The organism is Pseudoalteromonas 'SMAR' (assembly GCF_048515945.1).
Taxonomy (GTDB): domain Bacteria; phylum Pseudomonadota; class Gammaproteobacteria; order Enterobacterales; family Alteromonadaceae; genus Pseudoalteromonas.
In genome coordinates, this window is sequence record NZ_JBLWMW010000038.1 from 25,343 (window position 1) to 41,980 (window position 16,638).

General features: G+C 46.2%; 16 protein-coding genes. 7 read left to right on the top strand and 9 right to left on the bottom strand.

Features of this window, described 5'->3' with window-relative positions; all coding sequences use genetic code 11:
- Positions 1–82 precede the first annotated feature (82 nt).
- Positions 83–682 (top strand): Yip1 family protein, encoded by a 600-nt coding sequence (locus ACNKW2_RS14995; protein ID WP_419149280.1) that lies wholly within the window; start codon positions 83–85, stop codon positions 680–682.
- Positions 683–1,513: 831 nt separating this feature from the next.
- On the opposite strand, the gene ACNKW2_RS15000 is transcribed toward ACNKW2_RS14995, so the two are convergent.
- The 8 genes from ACNKW2_RS15000 to pspA all read right to left on the bottom strand — a co-directional run bounded on the left by ACNKW2_RS15000 (position 1,514) and on the right by pspA (position 8,176).
- The gene (locus ACNKW2_RS15000) at positions 1,514–1,858 is read right to left on the bottom strand and encodes a 4a-hydroxytetrahydrobiopterin dehydratase (protein WP_336566821.1); all 345 of its coding nucleotides are present in this window, start codon (positions 1,856–1,858) and stop codon (positions 1,514–1,516) included.
- 11 nt (positions 1,859–1,869) lie between these two features.
- Positions 1,870–2,667, bottom strand: coding sequence for a phenylalanine 4-monooxygenase (gene phhA / locus ACNKW2_RS15005; RefSeq protein WP_336566822.1), 798 nt, complete (start codon positions 2,665–2,667; stop codon positions 1,870–1,872).
- Positions 2,668–2,921: 254 nt separating this feature from the next.
- Positions 2,922–4,100 carry a trans-sulfuration enzyme family protein gene (locus ACNKW2_RS15010; RefSeq protein WP_419149281.1) on the bottom strand — a complete coding sequence of 393 codons (1,179 nt, stop codon included), beginning with the start codon at positions 4,098–4,100 and terminating at the stop codon, positions 2,922–2,924.
- Positions 4,101–4,321: 221 nt separating this feature from the next.
- Complete coding sequence (locus ACNKW2_RS15015; protein WP_419149282.1) at positions 4,322–5,350, bottom strand: TIGR01620 family protein; 1,029 nt, start codon at positions 5,348–5,350, stop codon at positions 4,322–4,324.
- Positions 5,347–6,759, bottom strand: a complete 1,413-nt coding sequence (locus tag ACNKW2_RS15020; RefSeq protein WP_419149283.1) for a YcjX family GTP-binding protein — start codon at positions 6,757–6,759, stop codon at positions 5,347–5,349. Before ACNKW2_RS15020 ends, ACNKW2_RS15015 begins: the two co-directional genes overlap by 4 nt.
- 47 nt (positions 6,760–6,806) lie before the next feature.
- Positions 6,807–7,208 (bottom strand): envelope stress response membrane protein PspC, encoded by a 402-nt coding sequence (gene pspC, locus ACNKW2_RS15025; RefSeq protein ID WP_419149284.1) that lies wholly within the window; start codon positions 7,206–7,208, stop codon positions 6,807–6,809.
- Positions 7,205–7,438, bottom strand: coding sequence for an envelope stress response membrane protein PspB (gene pspB / locus ACNKW2_RS15030; RefSeq protein WP_336566829.1), 234 nt, complete (start codon positions 7,436–7,438; stop codon positions 7,205–7,207). The genes pspC and pspB overlap by 4 nt, the downstream gene beginning before the upstream one ends.
- 78 nt (positions 7,439–7,516) lie before the next feature.
- Positions 7,517–8,176: a phage shock protein PspA gene (gene pspA, locus ACNKW2_RS15035; RefSeq protein ID WP_419149285.1), complete on the bottom strand. Its 660-nt coding sequence runs from the start codon at positions 8,174–8,176 to the stop codon at positions 7,517–7,519.
- Between the two features lie 183 nt (positions 8,177–8,359).
- Between pspA and pspF the strand changes: the two genes are divergently transcribed.
- Genes pspF through ACNKW2_RS15065 form a run of 6 tightly spaced genes read left to right on the top strand, consistent with a single transcriptional unit; the run spans position 8,360 to position 14,719 of the window.
- Positions 8,360–9,439 carry a phage shock protein operon transcriptional activator gene (pspF, locus tag ACNKW2_RS15040; RefSeq protein ID WP_336566831.1) on the top strand — a complete coding sequence of 360 codons (1,080 nt, stop codon included), beginning with the start codon at positions 8,360–8,362 and terminating at the stop codon, positions 9,437–9,439.
- A gap of 2 nt (positions 9,440–9,441) precedes the next feature.
- Positions 9,442–11,049 carry an ABC transporter substrate-binding protein SapA gene (gene sapA / locus ACNKW2_RS15045; protein ID WP_419149286.1) on the top strand — a complete coding sequence of 536 codons (1,608 nt, stop codon included), beginning with the start codon at positions 9,442–9,444 and terminating at the stop codon, positions 11,047–11,049.
- A 2-nt stretch (positions 11,050–11,051) separates the two neighbouring features.
- Positions 11,052–12,086, top strand: coding sequence for an ABC transporter permease (locus tag ACNKW2_RS15050; protein ID WP_336566832.1), 1,035 nt, complete (start codon positions 11,052–11,054; stop codon positions 12,084–12,086).
- Positions 12,073–12,966 (top strand): ABC transporter permease subunit, encoded by an 894-nt coding sequence (locus tag ACNKW2_RS15055; protein ID WP_419149287.1) that lies wholly within the window; start codon positions 12,073–12,075, stop codon positions 12,964–12,966. The genes ACNKW2_RS15050 and ACNKW2_RS15055 overlap by 14 nt, the downstream gene beginning before the upstream one ends.
- A complete protein-coding gene (locus tag ACNKW2_RS15060) occupies positions 12,966–13,973 on the top strand; it encodes a peptide ABC transporter ATP-binding protein (protein WP_336566834.1) in 1,008 nt (335 codons plus the stop codon). Before ACNKW2_RS15055 ends, ACNKW2_RS15060 begins: the two co-directional genes overlap by 1 nt.
- On the top strand, positions 13,958–14,719 hold the full coding sequence (locus ACNKW2_RS15065) for an ATP-binding cassette domain-containing protein (RefSeq protein WP_419149288.1): 762 nt from the start codon (positions 13,958–13,960) through the stop codon (positions 14,717–14,719). The genes ACNKW2_RS15060 and ACNKW2_RS15065 overlap by 16 nt, the downstream gene beginning before the upstream one ends.
- A gap of 81 nt (positions 14,720–14,800) precedes the next feature.
- Here ACNKW2_RS15065 and ACNKW2_RS15070 read toward each other — a convergent pair.
- Positions 14,801–16,638, bottom strand: a 1,838-nt coding sequence (locus ACNKW2_RS15070; RefSeq protein ID WP_419149290.1) for a SurA N-terminal domain-containing protein, incomplete at its 5' end; no start/stop codon positions are given.

Consider the following 16,638-nt stretch of genomic DNA (forward strand, 5'->3'; position numbering starts at 1 on the left):
TCTTGACAAAAATTCAGTCGTCTCCCATAACTTAAAATGAATTGTACAAAAATAGTACAAAGCTAATTATAAGGGGCTAACTATGATCTTTAATCATTTATGGGGCCTATATGCCCACCCACACGAAGAGTGGCAAACCATTGATAACCGACACGAAAGTATGTTTTACAGTTTGTCACATATTGCACTGATTGCTCTTACCCCGAGCATTATGGGTTACTATTCTTCTGTTTATTTAGGCTGGAGTGTTGGTGCCGGCAACGATGTTTACCTAACTCACGACTCTGCACTGCTGATTGGCGTTGCCATGTATTGTGCGCTTATTGTTGGGGTGTTTATCCTCGCTTACCTTGCTCATTGGATGGCGGTGACTTTTGGTGCTCAGCCAACTTATACGCAAACCCTTGAGCTGTCGGCTTACACAGCAACGCCGATGTTTATGTCTGCGTTTGCGGCATTCTACCCCGAACTCTGGTTCGTGGTGTCTGTCGGCATGGTGGCACTGGCCTACTCGGTTTACCTACTCTATACCGGTGTGCCCATCTTGATGCACATTCCTGAAGAGCGTGGTTTTATTTACGCCAGTTCAGTGGTTACCTGCGGCTTGGTTTTATTAGTCATTATTCTAGCTGCCACGGCCATTTTATGGACCAATGGCATTATTAGCCCTACTTTTACCTAAATACAGCTTAAGTCTGTTGTGGCAAGACCCATATGCGTTTTGCCACTTTCCTAAATTAATAACAATAGCGGCGCCTAAAGCGCCGCTATTTGCCAAGGCTCGTGGCTCCCCCTACCTGTATTTAACCAACCGACCTGTATTAATCCAACCGAAATGAAGCAAAGAGCGGGTCAGGCTGTCTTTTATCAAGTTGTGCAAAGTACATAAAAGCGACTTACACTAGGCAGGCATGGTATTAATAGGCTCCGTAATTGGAGCCCTATAGCGGGTTAGAGACAGTAAAACGTTTTAAAGGTACCAGTGTTACAGCGCTCATCTGTAATGCAATACTGGCTAGGAGGAGGCGCAGCACCACCGATCTGTGGTGTTACTTTAGTAGCTAGCACTTTGTCATCATTTGATAGCTTTTTTATACTTCTTTTACTTAACTTTAGTTTCATCGTATTATCCTTATTGATGTCCGTCGCCAAAACAGCAACACAACCAAACTAACTGGTTAAAATACATTCTGCAACCCTTTGAAAGTATTTTTCTTAGTATAAGCGCTACTCGTTTCGCATCTAGTTTAGCTAGGGTTGTGTGATGAGTGAAGAAAGCCAACACAACAGCTAAAAACCATTCCTCCCTTTCTCGCTGATACCAACGCGCATCTATGGGCTCCTTGTTCATTCTTTGATAGCGGTGTGATCGAGCGAGCTAAGAAAGTGTCGCTCTCACAGGTATAAAGCCACTTGAAATCACTGTTTGCTATGCCCTAATCGTGACCACAAAAAAGCGCAACCTCTGTCGAGAGTTGCGCTTTTTTACACTTTATTCTGCTCTACAATATACTTACAGTGCGTCGAACACCTCATCGGTTTTTGCAGCACAAATAAAGTCGTTTTTATGCAAGCCTTTAATTGAATGGCTCCACCAAGTTACGGTGACCTTGCCCCACTCGGTTAACAGGCCTGGGTGGTGACCTTCTTCTTCAGCCATATCACCCACTTTATTGGTAAATGCCAAGGCTTGTTTGAAGTTCTTAAACTTATAAACTCGCTCTAGCTGCATAATACCGTCGCGTACCTCTGGCACCCAATCTGGGATCTGCTTGATCAGTACCGCCAGTTCTTCATCTGATACTTTAGGCGCATCCGCACGACACGCTTCACATTTTTGTGCACTTAAATCAGACATTAATACATTCCTTAACTTGCTAGTTTTTCTTTTGGGGGAAACTTTGGCTCAAATAGCCCCAGCTCTTTTGCTTGTTCCACTAACGACATAATATCGAGTTTTGAGATTTCAAATAAGTCGTCAATGCCATTAATGGTATAGTAAACAGGTTGCATAATGTCGATTCTATACGGGGTACGCAACACGTTCAGTACATTCATTGGGTTAATTTCAGGCTTGTCGGTGTAAACGTACTCAGTCTCACCTGGGCTTGATAAAATGCCACCGCCGTAAATACGTAAGCCATCTTCGGTTTGCATTAAACCAAATTCAACCGTAAACCAGTATAGACGCGCCAGATAGACACGATCTTTTTTCTCGGCGGCATACCCTAACTGACCATATTTGTGAGTAAACTCTGCAAAAGCAGGGTTCGTCAGCATGGCGCAATGACCAAATATCTCGTGGAAGATATCCGGCTCTTGCAGATAATCAAACTCTTCACGTGAGCGAATAAAAGTAGCCACTGGGAATTGCTTGTTGGCAAGTAACCTGAAGAACTCATCAAAGTCGATGAGTGCTGGAACTGGCGTAACCTGCCAGCCAGTTTCTTTTTCTAAGACTTCGTTAAGCTCGCTCAGCTGGGGAATTCTGTCGGTTGGCAGATTGATTTTCTTCAAGCCCTCAAGATATTCATCACAGGCTTTGCCCTCAATGCATTTTAGCTGGCGCTCAACGAGCTCTGACCAAGTTTGGTTTTCTTCATCTGTCCAAGCAATGTAACCATTTTCGTCTGGTTGCCTAGAAACGTATTTACTTGCTTTAGCCATAATTTACTCTCTCTTTACCACTTCAGTATGTTATTGAGGTTCGACGTACGACCTGTCCTGTTGATGATCTGAAGTGCTTCAACTTGTGATATTGATACTAAGTAAAACTGACTTAAAGTGTAATAGTTGAGCGGTTTATGCCTTAGTGGCAAAACCACCAAAACGTAAACCAAACAAAACATCAATGTAAACTTATAAAAACACAACAATAAAAAAGGGGCTTAAAGCCCCATTTTTAGTAAACTTAACTGTACTTAAATCTTATCAAATGCCTGTTTCAGATCCTCGATAATATCATCGACGTCCTCTAACCCTACCGAAATACGAATAAGACCATCCGAAATTCCAGCCGCAAGACGCTCTTCAGGGGTGTATGGAGAGTGTGTCATCGAAGCCGGGTGCTGGATCAAGGTTTCAGGGTCGCCCAAACTAACTGCAAGAGTACAAAGCTCAGTGGAATTAATAAATCGCTCACCTTGCTCTAGGTTGCCGTCTAGCTCAAAAGCAATAACGCCCCCTGCTCCTTTCATCTGCTCACCCAAAAATTTATAGCCAGGGTGTGAAGGCAGGCCAGGATAATACACCTGATTCACTTTTGGGTGCGCCTGTAAAAACTCAGCAACCGCTTGAGCATTTTGACAGTGGCGCTGCACTCGTAGCGCCAAGGTTTTCAAGCCGCGGTTAATTAGCCAAGCATCGTGCGGGCTAATTGTCGCACCGATGTCTTTTAATACCGTCAACTTGATGGTTTCAATGTGCTCGCTAGAGCCACACACTAACCCCGCCACAACATCACCATGACCATTTAAATACTTAGTGGCACTGTGGACGATAAGATCCGCACCATAGTTCACTGGTTTTTGCAGCAGTGGTGTCATAAAGGTGTTGTCGACAACAAACAGTAAGCTGTGCTTTTTCGCCACCGCGCCGAGCATGGCTAAATCCAGCACCGTCATATTGGGGTTAATTGGCGTTTCGGCAAACAGCATTTTGGTATTACTTTGTACCGCCTGCTGCAATGCCTTCTCGTCAGTCAAATCAACAAAGGTAACCTCGATGCCAAATTTAGGCAGCATGTGGGCAAATAAAGCAAAGCTGCAGCCATATAACGCGCTAGATGCAATAAGGTGGTCACCTTGTTGCAAAAAGCTCAGCACCGCAGCCGACACCGCGCCCATACCCGTCGCAGTTGCCGCCGCATCTTCCATGCCCTCAAGCTGAGCCACTTTTTCTTCTAGCTCTCTGGTAGTGGGGTTACCAAGACGGGTATAGATATATCCCCCTTCTTCACCGGCAAATCGGGCAGCACCTTGCGCGGCATCTTTAAAGTGGAATGTCGATGTTTGATATAACGGAGAAGTTAATGCGCCATGGGGGTCGTCGAAATGGTTGGGACCGTGAATACATTGACTGTCGTCTTTTAACTTTTTCATACTTGCCTGCTGATTTTATTTATAATTGCTTGTGTATTAACTATTTATTGCAGACGGTGATAATAAACAAGCATGCCAGATGGGCAGACGGCTAGTTACGATTAAGTTGCTGGCATTTTTTGCTAGCACAAGTGTATAAAATAGTTGCCGACCATTGTACTGAGAGCAATAGCAGGGCCATTTTAGCGGCCCTTAACTTTTTGTTTAAACGAGCTTTATACTCACTTCTCAGCTGACTTGGTGGTGCGCTTCAATAACACTTCAAGCAAAGACGAAATGGCGCTTTTCAGTAAGCTTTGTTTATGGGTCAAACGCGGGAGTGGACGACAAAGCTCCATCGCCTTGTAGCCAAGGCGCGCAGTAAAGATCCCCGCACTGAGCCCTTGTGCCGAGCGAGTGGAGAGTTTACCTAATAGCTCAGCACCAACACTGGTGGCAGCCAAATCACTAAGCAGCTCACTGGCGCCAACAAAGACCATCTGCTTGAGCAGCATTTTATAGAGCGTGATGCGGCTACGATAAGCTAGCCGAATACCATAATGTTTGCTGATCTTTTCCACCAGCACCACACCGCGCCACAATACCGCCAACATATCCACCAGCGCCATTGGGCTCAAGGCCACCAACAGTGCCGAAGTGGTAGCATGTTCTTGGATCAGCTTTTTTGCTTGGGCATCTTGGTCGTTTAGCAGTGACTTTTCATACAGCGCGATGACTTCTTTATCCGTGTGGTGCGGTTGCAATGCGGCTTTAAACTCGGCGACTTTCTCTTTTGGGTGAACTCGAAGCAGCGGCTTCAACCACTCTTTTGCTTCACCGATTTGGTCACTTTGCAATAACCGTTGAGCATCAATTTTATGTTGTTGATGACGCTTTAGGTGCCTAAGCGCCATGACTTCTGAGACTAAAAACTTAAACAGCGCCAACAATCCCAGAGTTAGTACGCTGGCATACAGCGCAAACAGAACGATATTTTCTTCAAAGCTGGTTACTAAGGTCACTCCAGCCTCGACCACAATTAATAGCAGTAAAGAAACAACAAACAGCTGCTTTATGCCAAAGCGCCAAGCTGGTTCGTAAACACGCTCAATTTTTGGCATTTCGGGCGCATCCGTCGTGCTATCGTGGTTGGTTTGGCTAATGTCAGCGGGTAAAATCTGACCTTGATGCTGATCCTTGTGCTCTGAAACTTCAGGCTCGGCCTCGAATCGCCTGCCAGAGCCGTTATAGTTGTTTGGCTGTTCACTCATCGTAATTTATCTCCGATCAAAAACTGCATCACGTGATCGAGGCGGATATGAGACAACGCCCCTTGCTTGGCCACCAGCGGTTCAAACGCGAGGAACTCAAAGCCCCCTTCGGGCCAATGACTTGCCGCGGGGATATGATCCGGAGGAATGGGCGGAGCATAATTAATAAACGCGGTTTCACCAACGGGTTTACCATAAATGCATTGCAACTTGTGCTTACCATCTTGCACACTTCTTGACTCCACACTGCGCACCGATGAAATCGACATGGTATCCACCGCCACACCATTAAACCTAAGCTCATTGGCACTGTCCGCTAACATTGAGTTCAATAGTCGAGTGAGGTTACTCTGCTGTTCGCTAAGAACACCATCGCACTTGTTGGCAGCAAACAATACTTTATCAATTTTGGGGCTCAGCAACCGCGATAAAAAGCCACTTTTACCATGGGCAAACATCCCTAACACATGTTTTAGGGCATGCTCTTGTTCTTTTAAGGTGTCGTAACCATCGTTAAGGCTGGCCAACAGATCCACTAACACAATTTGCCGATCAAATTGGCAAAAATAGTCTTTATAAAATGGCGTAACCACCTGCTTCTTATAGGCTTCAAAACGTGCTTCGAGTTGCTTATATTGACTGTTTTCCGCCCCTTGTTCAGGGTGTGATGGCAGCGGGAAAAACAGTAACACCGGGGCTCCGGCAAGATCGCCTGGGATCAAGGCGCGGCCAGGCTGCAGGTTCGATAACCGCGTATTACTTTGCAAAGTGTGTAAGAGTTGGTGATACTGCTCTGCCAGCGTCTTTAGCTGTGTTTCATTAACCTCAGCTTGGCTATCAAACTGATTAACTTGCTGCAAAAACTCAGCGGCATACGGCCGGTATTTCGGCTTATTTAACAGTGCAAGCTGTTGTTCACACCATTGCCGATAATCCATTTTCAGTAAGGGCAAATCCATTAACCACTCACCGGGGTAGTCATATAACTCTAGGTACAGGGTGTGGGTTTGTGCCAGATGCTGTTTTAAGCCCCGTTGACTGGTATATTTAAATGCCAAAGTGAGGGTATTAATACGTTTAGTCGAAGGCGGCCAGCTGGGCTGCTCTTGCAAAAGGCAACTTACCGCTTCTTGATAGTCGAAGGTTGGTACCACCAAAGCTTGTTGTGGTTCGGTGCGGCACGCCACCAAGCGACCTTCACTCACGACATCAAAAAACGGCAAGTTTTGGCGTTCGGCTTGGGTCGTCAGCTGCTTAATTAAGGCGGTAATAAACGCGGTTTTACCACTGCCACTGAAGCCGGTAACGGCAAGCTTTACGTGCTTATCAAAGGAGCGGTGGAGCGTTTTTTTGGCATGTTGTTTTAGTTTTGTTATGGATGTTGGGGGGCGAAAGCCTGATTTGGTCATCGGTTAAATGTATCCCCTCTAAAAATGCTAAAGGCGGGCTGACCGCCTTATAGCTTGTCTATTTCTCGGCTCACCGTAAACTCTGGTGAAGTAACGTAGCGTTCCATACTTTGAATACGGTTGTCTAAGCGCCCTAATCTGTCTTTTAAATCAAACAGCGCCTGACGTGGTGGCTCACCTTTTTGCCATACCTTAAACTTTACTGAGACGCGGTCCTCGTCTTTATCATGACTGGACTTTTCAGGTTGAGCTTCACGTTTGTCTAAGATAAACCAACAAGCGACATACGCAACCACAAATAGTGGACCACCAGATAACAACACCGCCGTCACGAATAAAATTCGTACCAGCCACAACTCCATATTAAAGTAATCACTTAAGCCGGCGCAAACCCCTGCTATTTTTCCGCGACTGGGGTCGCGATACAGTTCTCGTCTCATTCTACTCATAACTTGCGTCTCCACTGCGGTGACTCTTGGTCAAGCAAGGCTTCCAGCGTTTCTACGCGCTCTGCCATTTTCTCTGCCTTATTAGCAAGTTCAATTAACTGGCGGTGCTCATGTTCACTCAAACCTTGACTCACTTGCTTCTTACTGCGGTAATGCAAAATAAGCCAAAGCGGAGCCACTATCACCATAAAAATAATCAATGGTGCCATTAATAATTCTGGATCAAACATACTCTTCTCCTGCCTTCAACTGGGCTTGTTATTATTGTAGTAAGTATGCACCTACCATGACAGTAGGTGCGGTTATTTTCACTTGCCAGCCATTTTCTTTTTCAGCTGTTCAAGTTCATCGTCGATTTTTTCATTCTTTTGCAAATCGGCGATTTCATCAGACAGGCTCTTCTTACCTAAGTCGTATGACTCAACTTGAGACTCCAAGCCATCAATTTTGCTTTCAAAGCGCTCAAAGCGATTCAAAGCATCGTCTACTTTGTTGCTGTCTAGAGTCTTTTTCACTTCAAGACGCGACTCGGCTGAACGCTGACGTAGCACAATGGCTTTTTGTCGCGCTTTGGCGTCTGCCAGCTTATCTTGTAAAGTACTGACTTCTTGTTGCAACTTTTCGATGTGGGTATCAACGTGCTCCAGCTCTTTCTCAAGTGCCGCAACATCGTCTGCTGATTTTTGCTTTTCCAAAAGTGCTGAGCGGGCAAGATCTTCACGCTCTTTACTTAACGCAAGCTCTGCTTTTTGCTGCCAATCATCAACCTGAGCTTGAAGTTGCTCAAGGCGGCGTGTCAGCTCTTTTTTCTCAGCCAATGTTTTCGCTGAAGTGGATCTTACTTCGACAAGGGTGTCTTCCATCTCTTGAATAATCAAGCGAACCATTTTTTCTGGGTCTTCCGCTTTATCCAAAATCGCATTGATATTAGAATTCACTATGTCTGCAAAACGTGAGAAAATTCCCATAGTGGTTACCTCTTTGGTTAATAGCTAAATTGCTTACTAGCTATGTATCAAATAGCTTGCCAACTTTATCAAAAACATTTCCTTATATATATCAGTAATTTATTTATATTTTAAAACTCCTTTAGTTATCCTCATTTTTGAAATACACTAGTAATTAGTAAAAAACACTAAGAGTTAGGCAATATGAGCCGATTTCGTCAACAGGATAATTTACTGGGCCAATCCGATAGCTTTTTAGCGGTGCTCGATAAGGTCTCACAACTGGCGCCATTAGAGAAGCCCGTCTTGATCATAGGTGAGCGCGGTACTGGTAAAGAACTGATCGCCGCACGTCTGCACTACTTATCAGAGCGCTGGGATCAAGAGTACGTCAAACTCAACTGCGCCGCACTAAACGAAAACTTACTCGAAAGTGAGTTGTTTGGCCACGAAAGTGGTGCCTTTACTGGCGCTAGCAAACGCCATGAGGGCCGTTTCGAGCGCGCCAACAGCGGCACCTTGTTTTTAGATGAGCTGGCCAACACCTCTGCCATGGTACAAGAAAAACTGTTGCGAGTGATTGAGTATGGCGAGTTTGAACGTGTCGGCGGTAAATCAACGGTCAAGGTGGATACCCGTTTGGTCTGCGCCACCAACGAAGACTTACCGAGCCTCGCTGATGCCGGCGAGTTTCGTCATGACTTACTCGATAGGCTGGCGTTTGATGTCATCACACTCCCGCCACTGCGGGCCAGAAAAGAAGATATCTTATTATTAGCCGAGCACTTTGCTATAAACATGGCACGTGACCTGGAGTGGGAGCTGTTCAGTGGCTTTACCCGCAAAGCCACGGAAAAACTATTAGAATACCCTTGGCCTGGTAATGTTCGTGAGCTGAAAAATGTCATCGAACGCAGCTTATACCGTCACGGCAACGACCAAATTCCGGTCCATGAAATCATCTTCGACCCGTTTGCCAGTCCTTACCGTCCAAGTCAACGGATCAAAGCGCCGCAACCACAAACTGTGGTGCAAACACCCACTGAAACCGTTGCCGCGACGGATGAAGCCGTGACCGAAAGCCCAGCACTCGAATTCGACTTTCCTTGCGACTTGAAATCGCTATCCAATGACTATGAAATTTCCTTGTTGCAAAAAGCGCTGGAATTTAGCCAATTTAATCAAAAGAAGACTGCACAAAACCTCGGTTTGACGTATCATCAACTAAGAGGTTATTTGAAAAAATACAACCTGTTAGATCAAAACCAAAAACAAGAGGCATAGCGGTGCGAAAATTGTTTTTTGGGGTGCTTTGTTCGGCGTTATTTGGCTGTAACGAGGCACCACCAAACAAAGTCAATAACCAATCCCAAGGTTTGGTGTATTGTGCAGAGGCGAATCCCGTTTCGTTTAACCCTCAGGTGACAACGACCGGCTCAACCATAGATATTATCGCCAATCAATTGTACGATACCTTGATCAGTATTGACCCCAACACCGGTGAATTTCAGCCCGAACTGGCCACTAGCTGGCAAGTGAGTGACGACGGCAAGGCCTTTACCTTTACCCTACGCCAAGACGTCAGCTTTCACGATACCTTGTACTTCACCCCCAGCCGCAACATGAATGCTGACGACGTGGTGTTCTCGTTTAACCGCTTGTTTGATGTTTATAACCCCTACCATTTTGTTGGTGATGCCGAGTATCCTTATTTTCAAAGCATTGGTTTGGATCAGTTGATCCGCCGAGTGCGAAAAATTGATGATTACACCGTGCGGTTTGAACTGTTTAATGCCGAGAGCAGCTTCTTGTCTAACATTGCCACCGATTTTGCTGTTATTCTCTCTAAAGAGTACGCCGAGCAATTAGTAGCACAAGAGCGCAAAGCGGATTTTGATAGCAAGCCCGTGGGCACCGGCCCCTACAAATACCGTGAGTTTTTGCGCGATAACCTGATCCGCTATTATCGTCATGACGATTACTGGAAACACCCCGTGCATTTGGAGCAATTGGTGTATGATATTACCACCAATGGCACCAGCCGCATTGCCAAGATGTTGACCAAAGAATGTGATATCACCGCTCACCCCAGCGCTACCCAGCTCAGTGTGTTAGAGCAGCGACAAGACATCGAAGTGGAAAAAGCAGCCAACCTAAACATTGGCTACTGGGCGTTTAACACCGAAAAGCCACCTTTTGATAACCCTCAGGTGCGCCGCGCCCTGGCCCATAGCATCGATTTTGAGAAAATCATGCAAGCGGTATTTTATAACAATGGCATTCGCGCCAACTCCATGCTTCCGCCGTCTTCTTGGGCATTTGAAAAACAAGCGCAGATGCCCACTTACAACCCAGAAAAAGCGCAAGCCTTACTCCGGCAAGCCGGGTTTGAAGAGGGTTTTGATATGACCTTGTGGGCCATGCCGGTGTCGCGGATTTATAACCCGAATGCCAGAAAGATGGCTGAGCTTATCCAACGTGACTTACGCCAAATTGGCATTCGGGCTCGCATCGTAGAATACGAGTGGAATACTTTCTTAGAGCGTGTTGGCCGCCATGAACACGACAGCGTTTTATTAGGCTGGGCCGCCGACACCCCAGATCCAGACAACTTTTTTAGCCCTTTACTCAGTTGTACTGCCACTTTTAGCGGTAAAAACCCAGCCAATTGGTGTAACCCAGAGTTTGACTTGCTTCTAACCCAAGCTCTAGACACCAATGATATGGAGCAGCGCAAACATTATTATCATTTAGCGCAGCAAATGGTGATTGAGCAGCTGCCCTTAGTGCCCATTGCCCATGGCCTTAGATTCCAAGCCACCAGTACCGATATCAAGGGGGTGGCACTGCGACCCTTTGGTGGTATCTCGCTGGCTGAAGCTCGGAGGAAATAGTCATGGTTGTAAAGTATGCATTGCGGCGGTTAAGTTTATTGCTCTTTATGCTGTTTACTTTGACCCTGTTTACCTTTTCGTTGAACTACTTGTTCCCTGGCGAGTTGGTCACCAACTTTAGTGGCGAAATGAACTCAAGCTATGCGCAAACCCAAGAGCTGATAGCCAAGTACCGCATCGAGGACAATATTTTGGTGCAGTATCTGGCCTTTATGACGCGGATGTTTGAGGGCGATTGGGGGCTGTCGCTGTCTTCTGGGCAGCCAGTACTGGATCACGTTAAGTTGTTTTTCCCTGCCACTTTAGAGCTGTGCTTATATGCATTGAGCGTCTCGGTTATCGTAGGCGTACCTGGCGGGATTATTGCCAGTGCCTATTACAAAAAGTGGCCTGACAGAGTGATCAACTCCTTAAGTTTAATGGGTTTCTCAATTCCTGTGTTTTGGCTGGCGTTATTACTAATTATGGCGTTCTGCCTCGGCTTAGGCTGGTTTCCAATGTCTGGCCGCATTGGCTTGCTCTATGAAATACAGCCTCTAACCAATTTACTGCTATTGGATATTTATCTTCAAGGCTTCCCGTATGGTGGCGCTGCATTTTGGGATGCCGTTCATCACTTAGCCTTACCAACCATCGTATTGGCCATGTATCCCACCACGGTATTAATCCGTTTTACTCGCGATTCCATGCTCGAGGTGCTAGAGCAAAACTACATCAAAACAGCTCGTGCTAAGGGCCTAAACCGCAGCCAACTTATTGTCCATCACGCCCTGCGCAACGCCCTGTTACCGGTGATAAAACAAATCGGCCTACAGTTTAGTACCTTGATCACCTTGGCGATGATCACCGAAGTGATCTTCTCTTGGCCCGGCATTGGCCGCTGGCTCATCGATAGCATCTACCAACGCGACTACCCTGCTATTCAAGGGGGTCTTCTGGCGGTGTCGTTTTTTGTTATTATTGCCAATATGCTAGCCGATACCATCCATTCAGCCCTCGACCCACTGGCAAGGAACCAAGCTCATGGCAAAGTTTAGTTTATACAGTGAAGAGTCGAACCGCTCACCGCTGTTTCGGTTGTGGCGTAAGTTTCGGGGTAATCACGTTGCCTTGGTCGGGTTGTGGCTATTTTTGGGTCTTACCATATTAGCCGTGACAGCGCCCTTGATTGCCCCCTATGGTGTCAATCAGCAACATGCCGATGCGCTGTTATTACCGCCATCATGGCATGAACAAGGGGATGTCCGCTTTATTCTCGGTACCGACGACTTAGGTCGCGATTTATTATCGCGGTTGATGAATGGCGCCACCTACACTTTTGGTTTGTCTATTCTAGCCGCCTTGGTCACCACCGCGCTGGGGGTGGTGCTGGGGACGTTGGCCGGAGCCAGCCGTGGTTTAAAATCGAGCTTTTTAAATCACCTGCTAGACATCACCTTGGCCATTCCTTCATTGCTGTTAGCCATTATTATTATCGCCATCTTAGGCCCGGGCCTGATAAATACCGTTTGGGCCATTATTTTTGCCTTATTGCCGCAGTATATTCACTCCATTCGGAATCTGGTGGTTGGTGAGCTCAACAAAGATTATATTGTTGCCTTTAAGCTCGACGGTGCCAGTCGCTGGAAGATATTAGTTCGAGGGATCTTGCCCAATATTTATGAACACATTGTGGTTATTTTCACCATGGCATTATCAACTGCCATACTTGATATTTCTGCGCTGGGTTTCTTGAAATTAGGGGCGCAACCGCCGTCAACGGAATGGGGCGCTATTTTGGCTGAGAACTTATCGTTAATCTATTTAGCGCCATGGACAGTGGGCTTACCAGGCGCGTTACTATTTCTAGCGGTACTGTCAACCAATCTGGTTGGTGACGGTCTAAGAGAAGCGTTAAAGCAAAGAAAGGCCGACTAATGCAATTACTCGACATTAAAAACCTAACTATAGAGCTGAGAACGGAAGATGGCGTTATTCGCGCGGTAGACCGGGTCAACCTAAGCTTAAAAGAAGGTGAAGTGCACGCGTTAGTCGGTGAATCGGGTTCGGGAAAGAGCCTGATCGCTAAAGCCATTGTCGGTGTGCTCAATCAACGTTGGACAGTCACCGCCGACAGAATGCATTGGCGTGGTGTTGATCTAATGCGCTTATCCCCAGAGAAACGTCGTAAGTTGGTAAGCCAAGATATTGCCATGATTTACCAAGAGCCAAGTCGGAGTCTTGACCCTACGGCCACTATCTTCGATCAGGTGGCTGAGTCTATTCCCGACAGCGTGCTCAAAGGTGGTTTTTTTCAGCGTCGTAAAGCCCGTAAAGAAAAAGTCAAAGCACTGCTTCATAAAGCGGGGATCAGAGACGATAAAAGTATCTGTTCAAGCTATCCTCATGAGCTGTCAGAGGGCATGTGTCAAAAAATAATGATTGCCATGGCCATTGCCAGAAGCCCTAAGTTATTAATTGCTGATGAGCCAACCACGGCACTTGAGAGCACCGCTAGAGCACAAGTCTTTCGGCTGTTAAAAGCATTAAACCAGCTTAAGAATATGTCGATTTTGATGATCTCTCACGAGCTCGAAGAAATCTCTGATTGGTCTCACGCCATGCATGTGCTGTATTGCGGGCAAATGGTGGAAGCCGGACCAACACGGGCTATTTTTAAACAGCCCCTGCACCCATATACCCAAGCTTTGGTAAAAAGTCTGCCAGATTATAGCCATGGCATAGGCCATAAAGAACCATTTTATGCTCTAAAAGGCACCATCCCGCCATTGCAGCATTTACCCATTGGCTGCCGACTGGGGCCGCGCTGTCCACAAGCGCAAAAAGAGTGTGTGGTGACACCGCGGCAAAGTAAATCACATGGTCACAGCTATGCCTGCCACTTTCCTTTGATAAAGGTAAAACAAAAATGCAGCCAGTCCTAAAAGTACAATCTCTGAATAAGTCATTTAGCACTCGGCAAGGGCTCATTAAGCGTCACTCTTTGCAGGTATTAAAGGACATTTCTTTCTCTTTGGCACCGGCGCAAACATTGGCCATTATTGGTGAGACAGGCTCCGGTAAAAGTACCCTGGCTAAGGTGTTAGCTGGGGCTGACATCGCCGATTCAGGGCAAATTTTACTGAACGGCATAACCATTGAGGACGATGGTAATCGAGAAAGTGACTGTCGCACCATCCGATTAATTTTTCAAGACCCAACTCGCTCCCTCAACCCGGGGCTTAGAATTGGCGATATGCTCGATGATTGTTTGCAATTTAACACCGAACTGACTGCCGAGCAGCGCTATAAAAAAATCCGCATTACCCTGAGCCGTGTTGGCCTGCTGGCTGAACATATTGATTACTACCCACATATGTTCAGTGGGGGTCAATTACAACGAGTGGCATTAGCCAGAGCACTTATTTTAGACCCAAAAGTGTTGGTACTCGACGAAGCCCTGTCTTCACTCGATCCTTCAGTAAGAGCGCAAACAGTTAACCTGCTGCTAGAGTTACAGGCAGCTACCGGACTGGCGTATGTGCTTATTACCCACCATTTAAGCTTGGTGCGCCACATGAGCGATGAAATCTTAGTATTAAACCGCGGCAAGGCGGTTGAGTATGGTGAGACGGAGCAGGTATTTACCAAGCCGAAATCAAAAACCATGCAAAAGCTATTGTCGGCATAGCGATTAGCCAACTTCCCTATTTCATAACCATTAAAAAAGGTGCCATTTGGCACCTTTTTTAGATCTGAATTCTCAACCTGATTAAGGTTGTTCAGTCACTTGTAGTTGTGGCTTTTTGATTTCCGCTTTTTCTTTTAATGCGGCGATCAACGCAGTGTAGTTTTTGTTAGCCACAGATGACACAAAGCTTTGCTTTTGCTGTGGATCAACATTGCCCTCTACCTCAGGTGTGGTCACTGACTTAAGTACCAGTAAGGCAGCATCGCCATTATTTAAGGCCACTTGCGCTGTTTCGGTCTCAGCAACACCTGGGTGTGGCAATTTAAATGCTTCAGAGGTGATGGCTGGCGGTACCTCACGGCTACGACGCTGGAGCTCATTCACGCTTTTCACTGCAACATTTTGGCTAGCAACAACCTGAGCTAGCGACTCACCCGCTTGCAGTTGCTCAAATAGGCTCTGGGCTTTTTCTGCAATCAGTGTCGCGGCTTTTTCATCAATCAACTGAGCTTTAATTTGCGCTTGCACTTCTTCCAGTGGTTTAGTCGCTGCAGGCTTATGCTCTTCAACGCGTACTACCACAATATGCTCAGGAGCCACTTCTAACACTTCAGAGTTTACTCTGTCTTCTAGCAGTTCAGGGCTGAAGATAGTATTGCTGATAGCAGGTGTATTTAATGGCTCAGGTAATGCCGCACGGCTTACTAATTCAGTAGACTTTACTTCTACCTCAGCCATTTCCGCAGCATCTTTTAAGGTATCAGCGACTTCAAAGGCCAGTTCAGCAACTTCAGTCTGCTTTTGATAAAAAGCGTCAATTTTAGCTGTTTTTTCCAGCTCAGCGCGTAACTCGTCTTTTACTTCTTCAAACGATTGTACTTGCTGAGTTTGAATATCGGTAAGTTGAATAATGTGGAAGCCAAACTCCGATTCCACTACATCTGTGATGTCTCCCACTTCAGCAAGCTCAAATGCTGCTGCTTCAAACTCTGGATCCATCATGTCTCTTTCAATCCAATCCAGATCACCACCCATCTCTGCACTGACAATATCGTCAGACTTTTGCTCTGCCAGTTCGGCAAAGTCAGCACCAGCTTTAAGCTCAGCTAAAAGCGCTTGGGCTTTCTCTTCAGCCGCTTGCGGATCGTCACCTGCATCAACAAGAATGTGCGACACACGGCGTCTCTCAGGCTCTAGGTACTGATTTTTTTGCTCTTGGTAATAGGTTGCCAACGCTTCTTCAGTAACCGGCTCAAGCGGCTCAAGCTCGTCGGCTTTCAACTCAATGTAGTTAACCGCCACTTGCTCAGGTGATTGAAATTGGTTTTGATTAAGATCGTAGTAGTTTTGAATTTCATCAGCCGTTACGCTCACTTCATTCTTCACCAAGTCTTTGCTCAATACCGCGTAGTCGATGGCGCGTGTTTGCTGCTGCAATGCTAGTGTTTGTTGTAATTCGTTGTCTAGCACGAAGTCTGTTCCTGCAAGTGCAGAAACCAGTTGCGAACGCGTCATTTCGTCACGAAGATACTCACGGAAACGATCTGGTTGGAAGTTCATTTGACGAATGACTTGCAAATAACGGTCGTTGCTGAATTCACCGCCCACTTGGAAATACGGCATTTCAACAATGGCATTTTTTACCTGCTCATCGCTCACACGCAGACCTAACTCTTGCGCTAATTGGTTTTGTAATTCTTGTTGTACTAGACGATCAACCACAGAGCTACGGATCTGAGCCATGTAGTTTGGATCCGCTGCAATTTGTGCGAAGTATTCACCAAATTGTTGTTCTAAACGTGCACGCTCATTGGAGTATGCACGAGAAAATTCTGTTTGGCTGATTTTAACGCCATTGACTTCTGCAACAGGCTGCTCTGTGGTTTGACCTAGGTAACCACCGATCCCTGCTAAAGCAA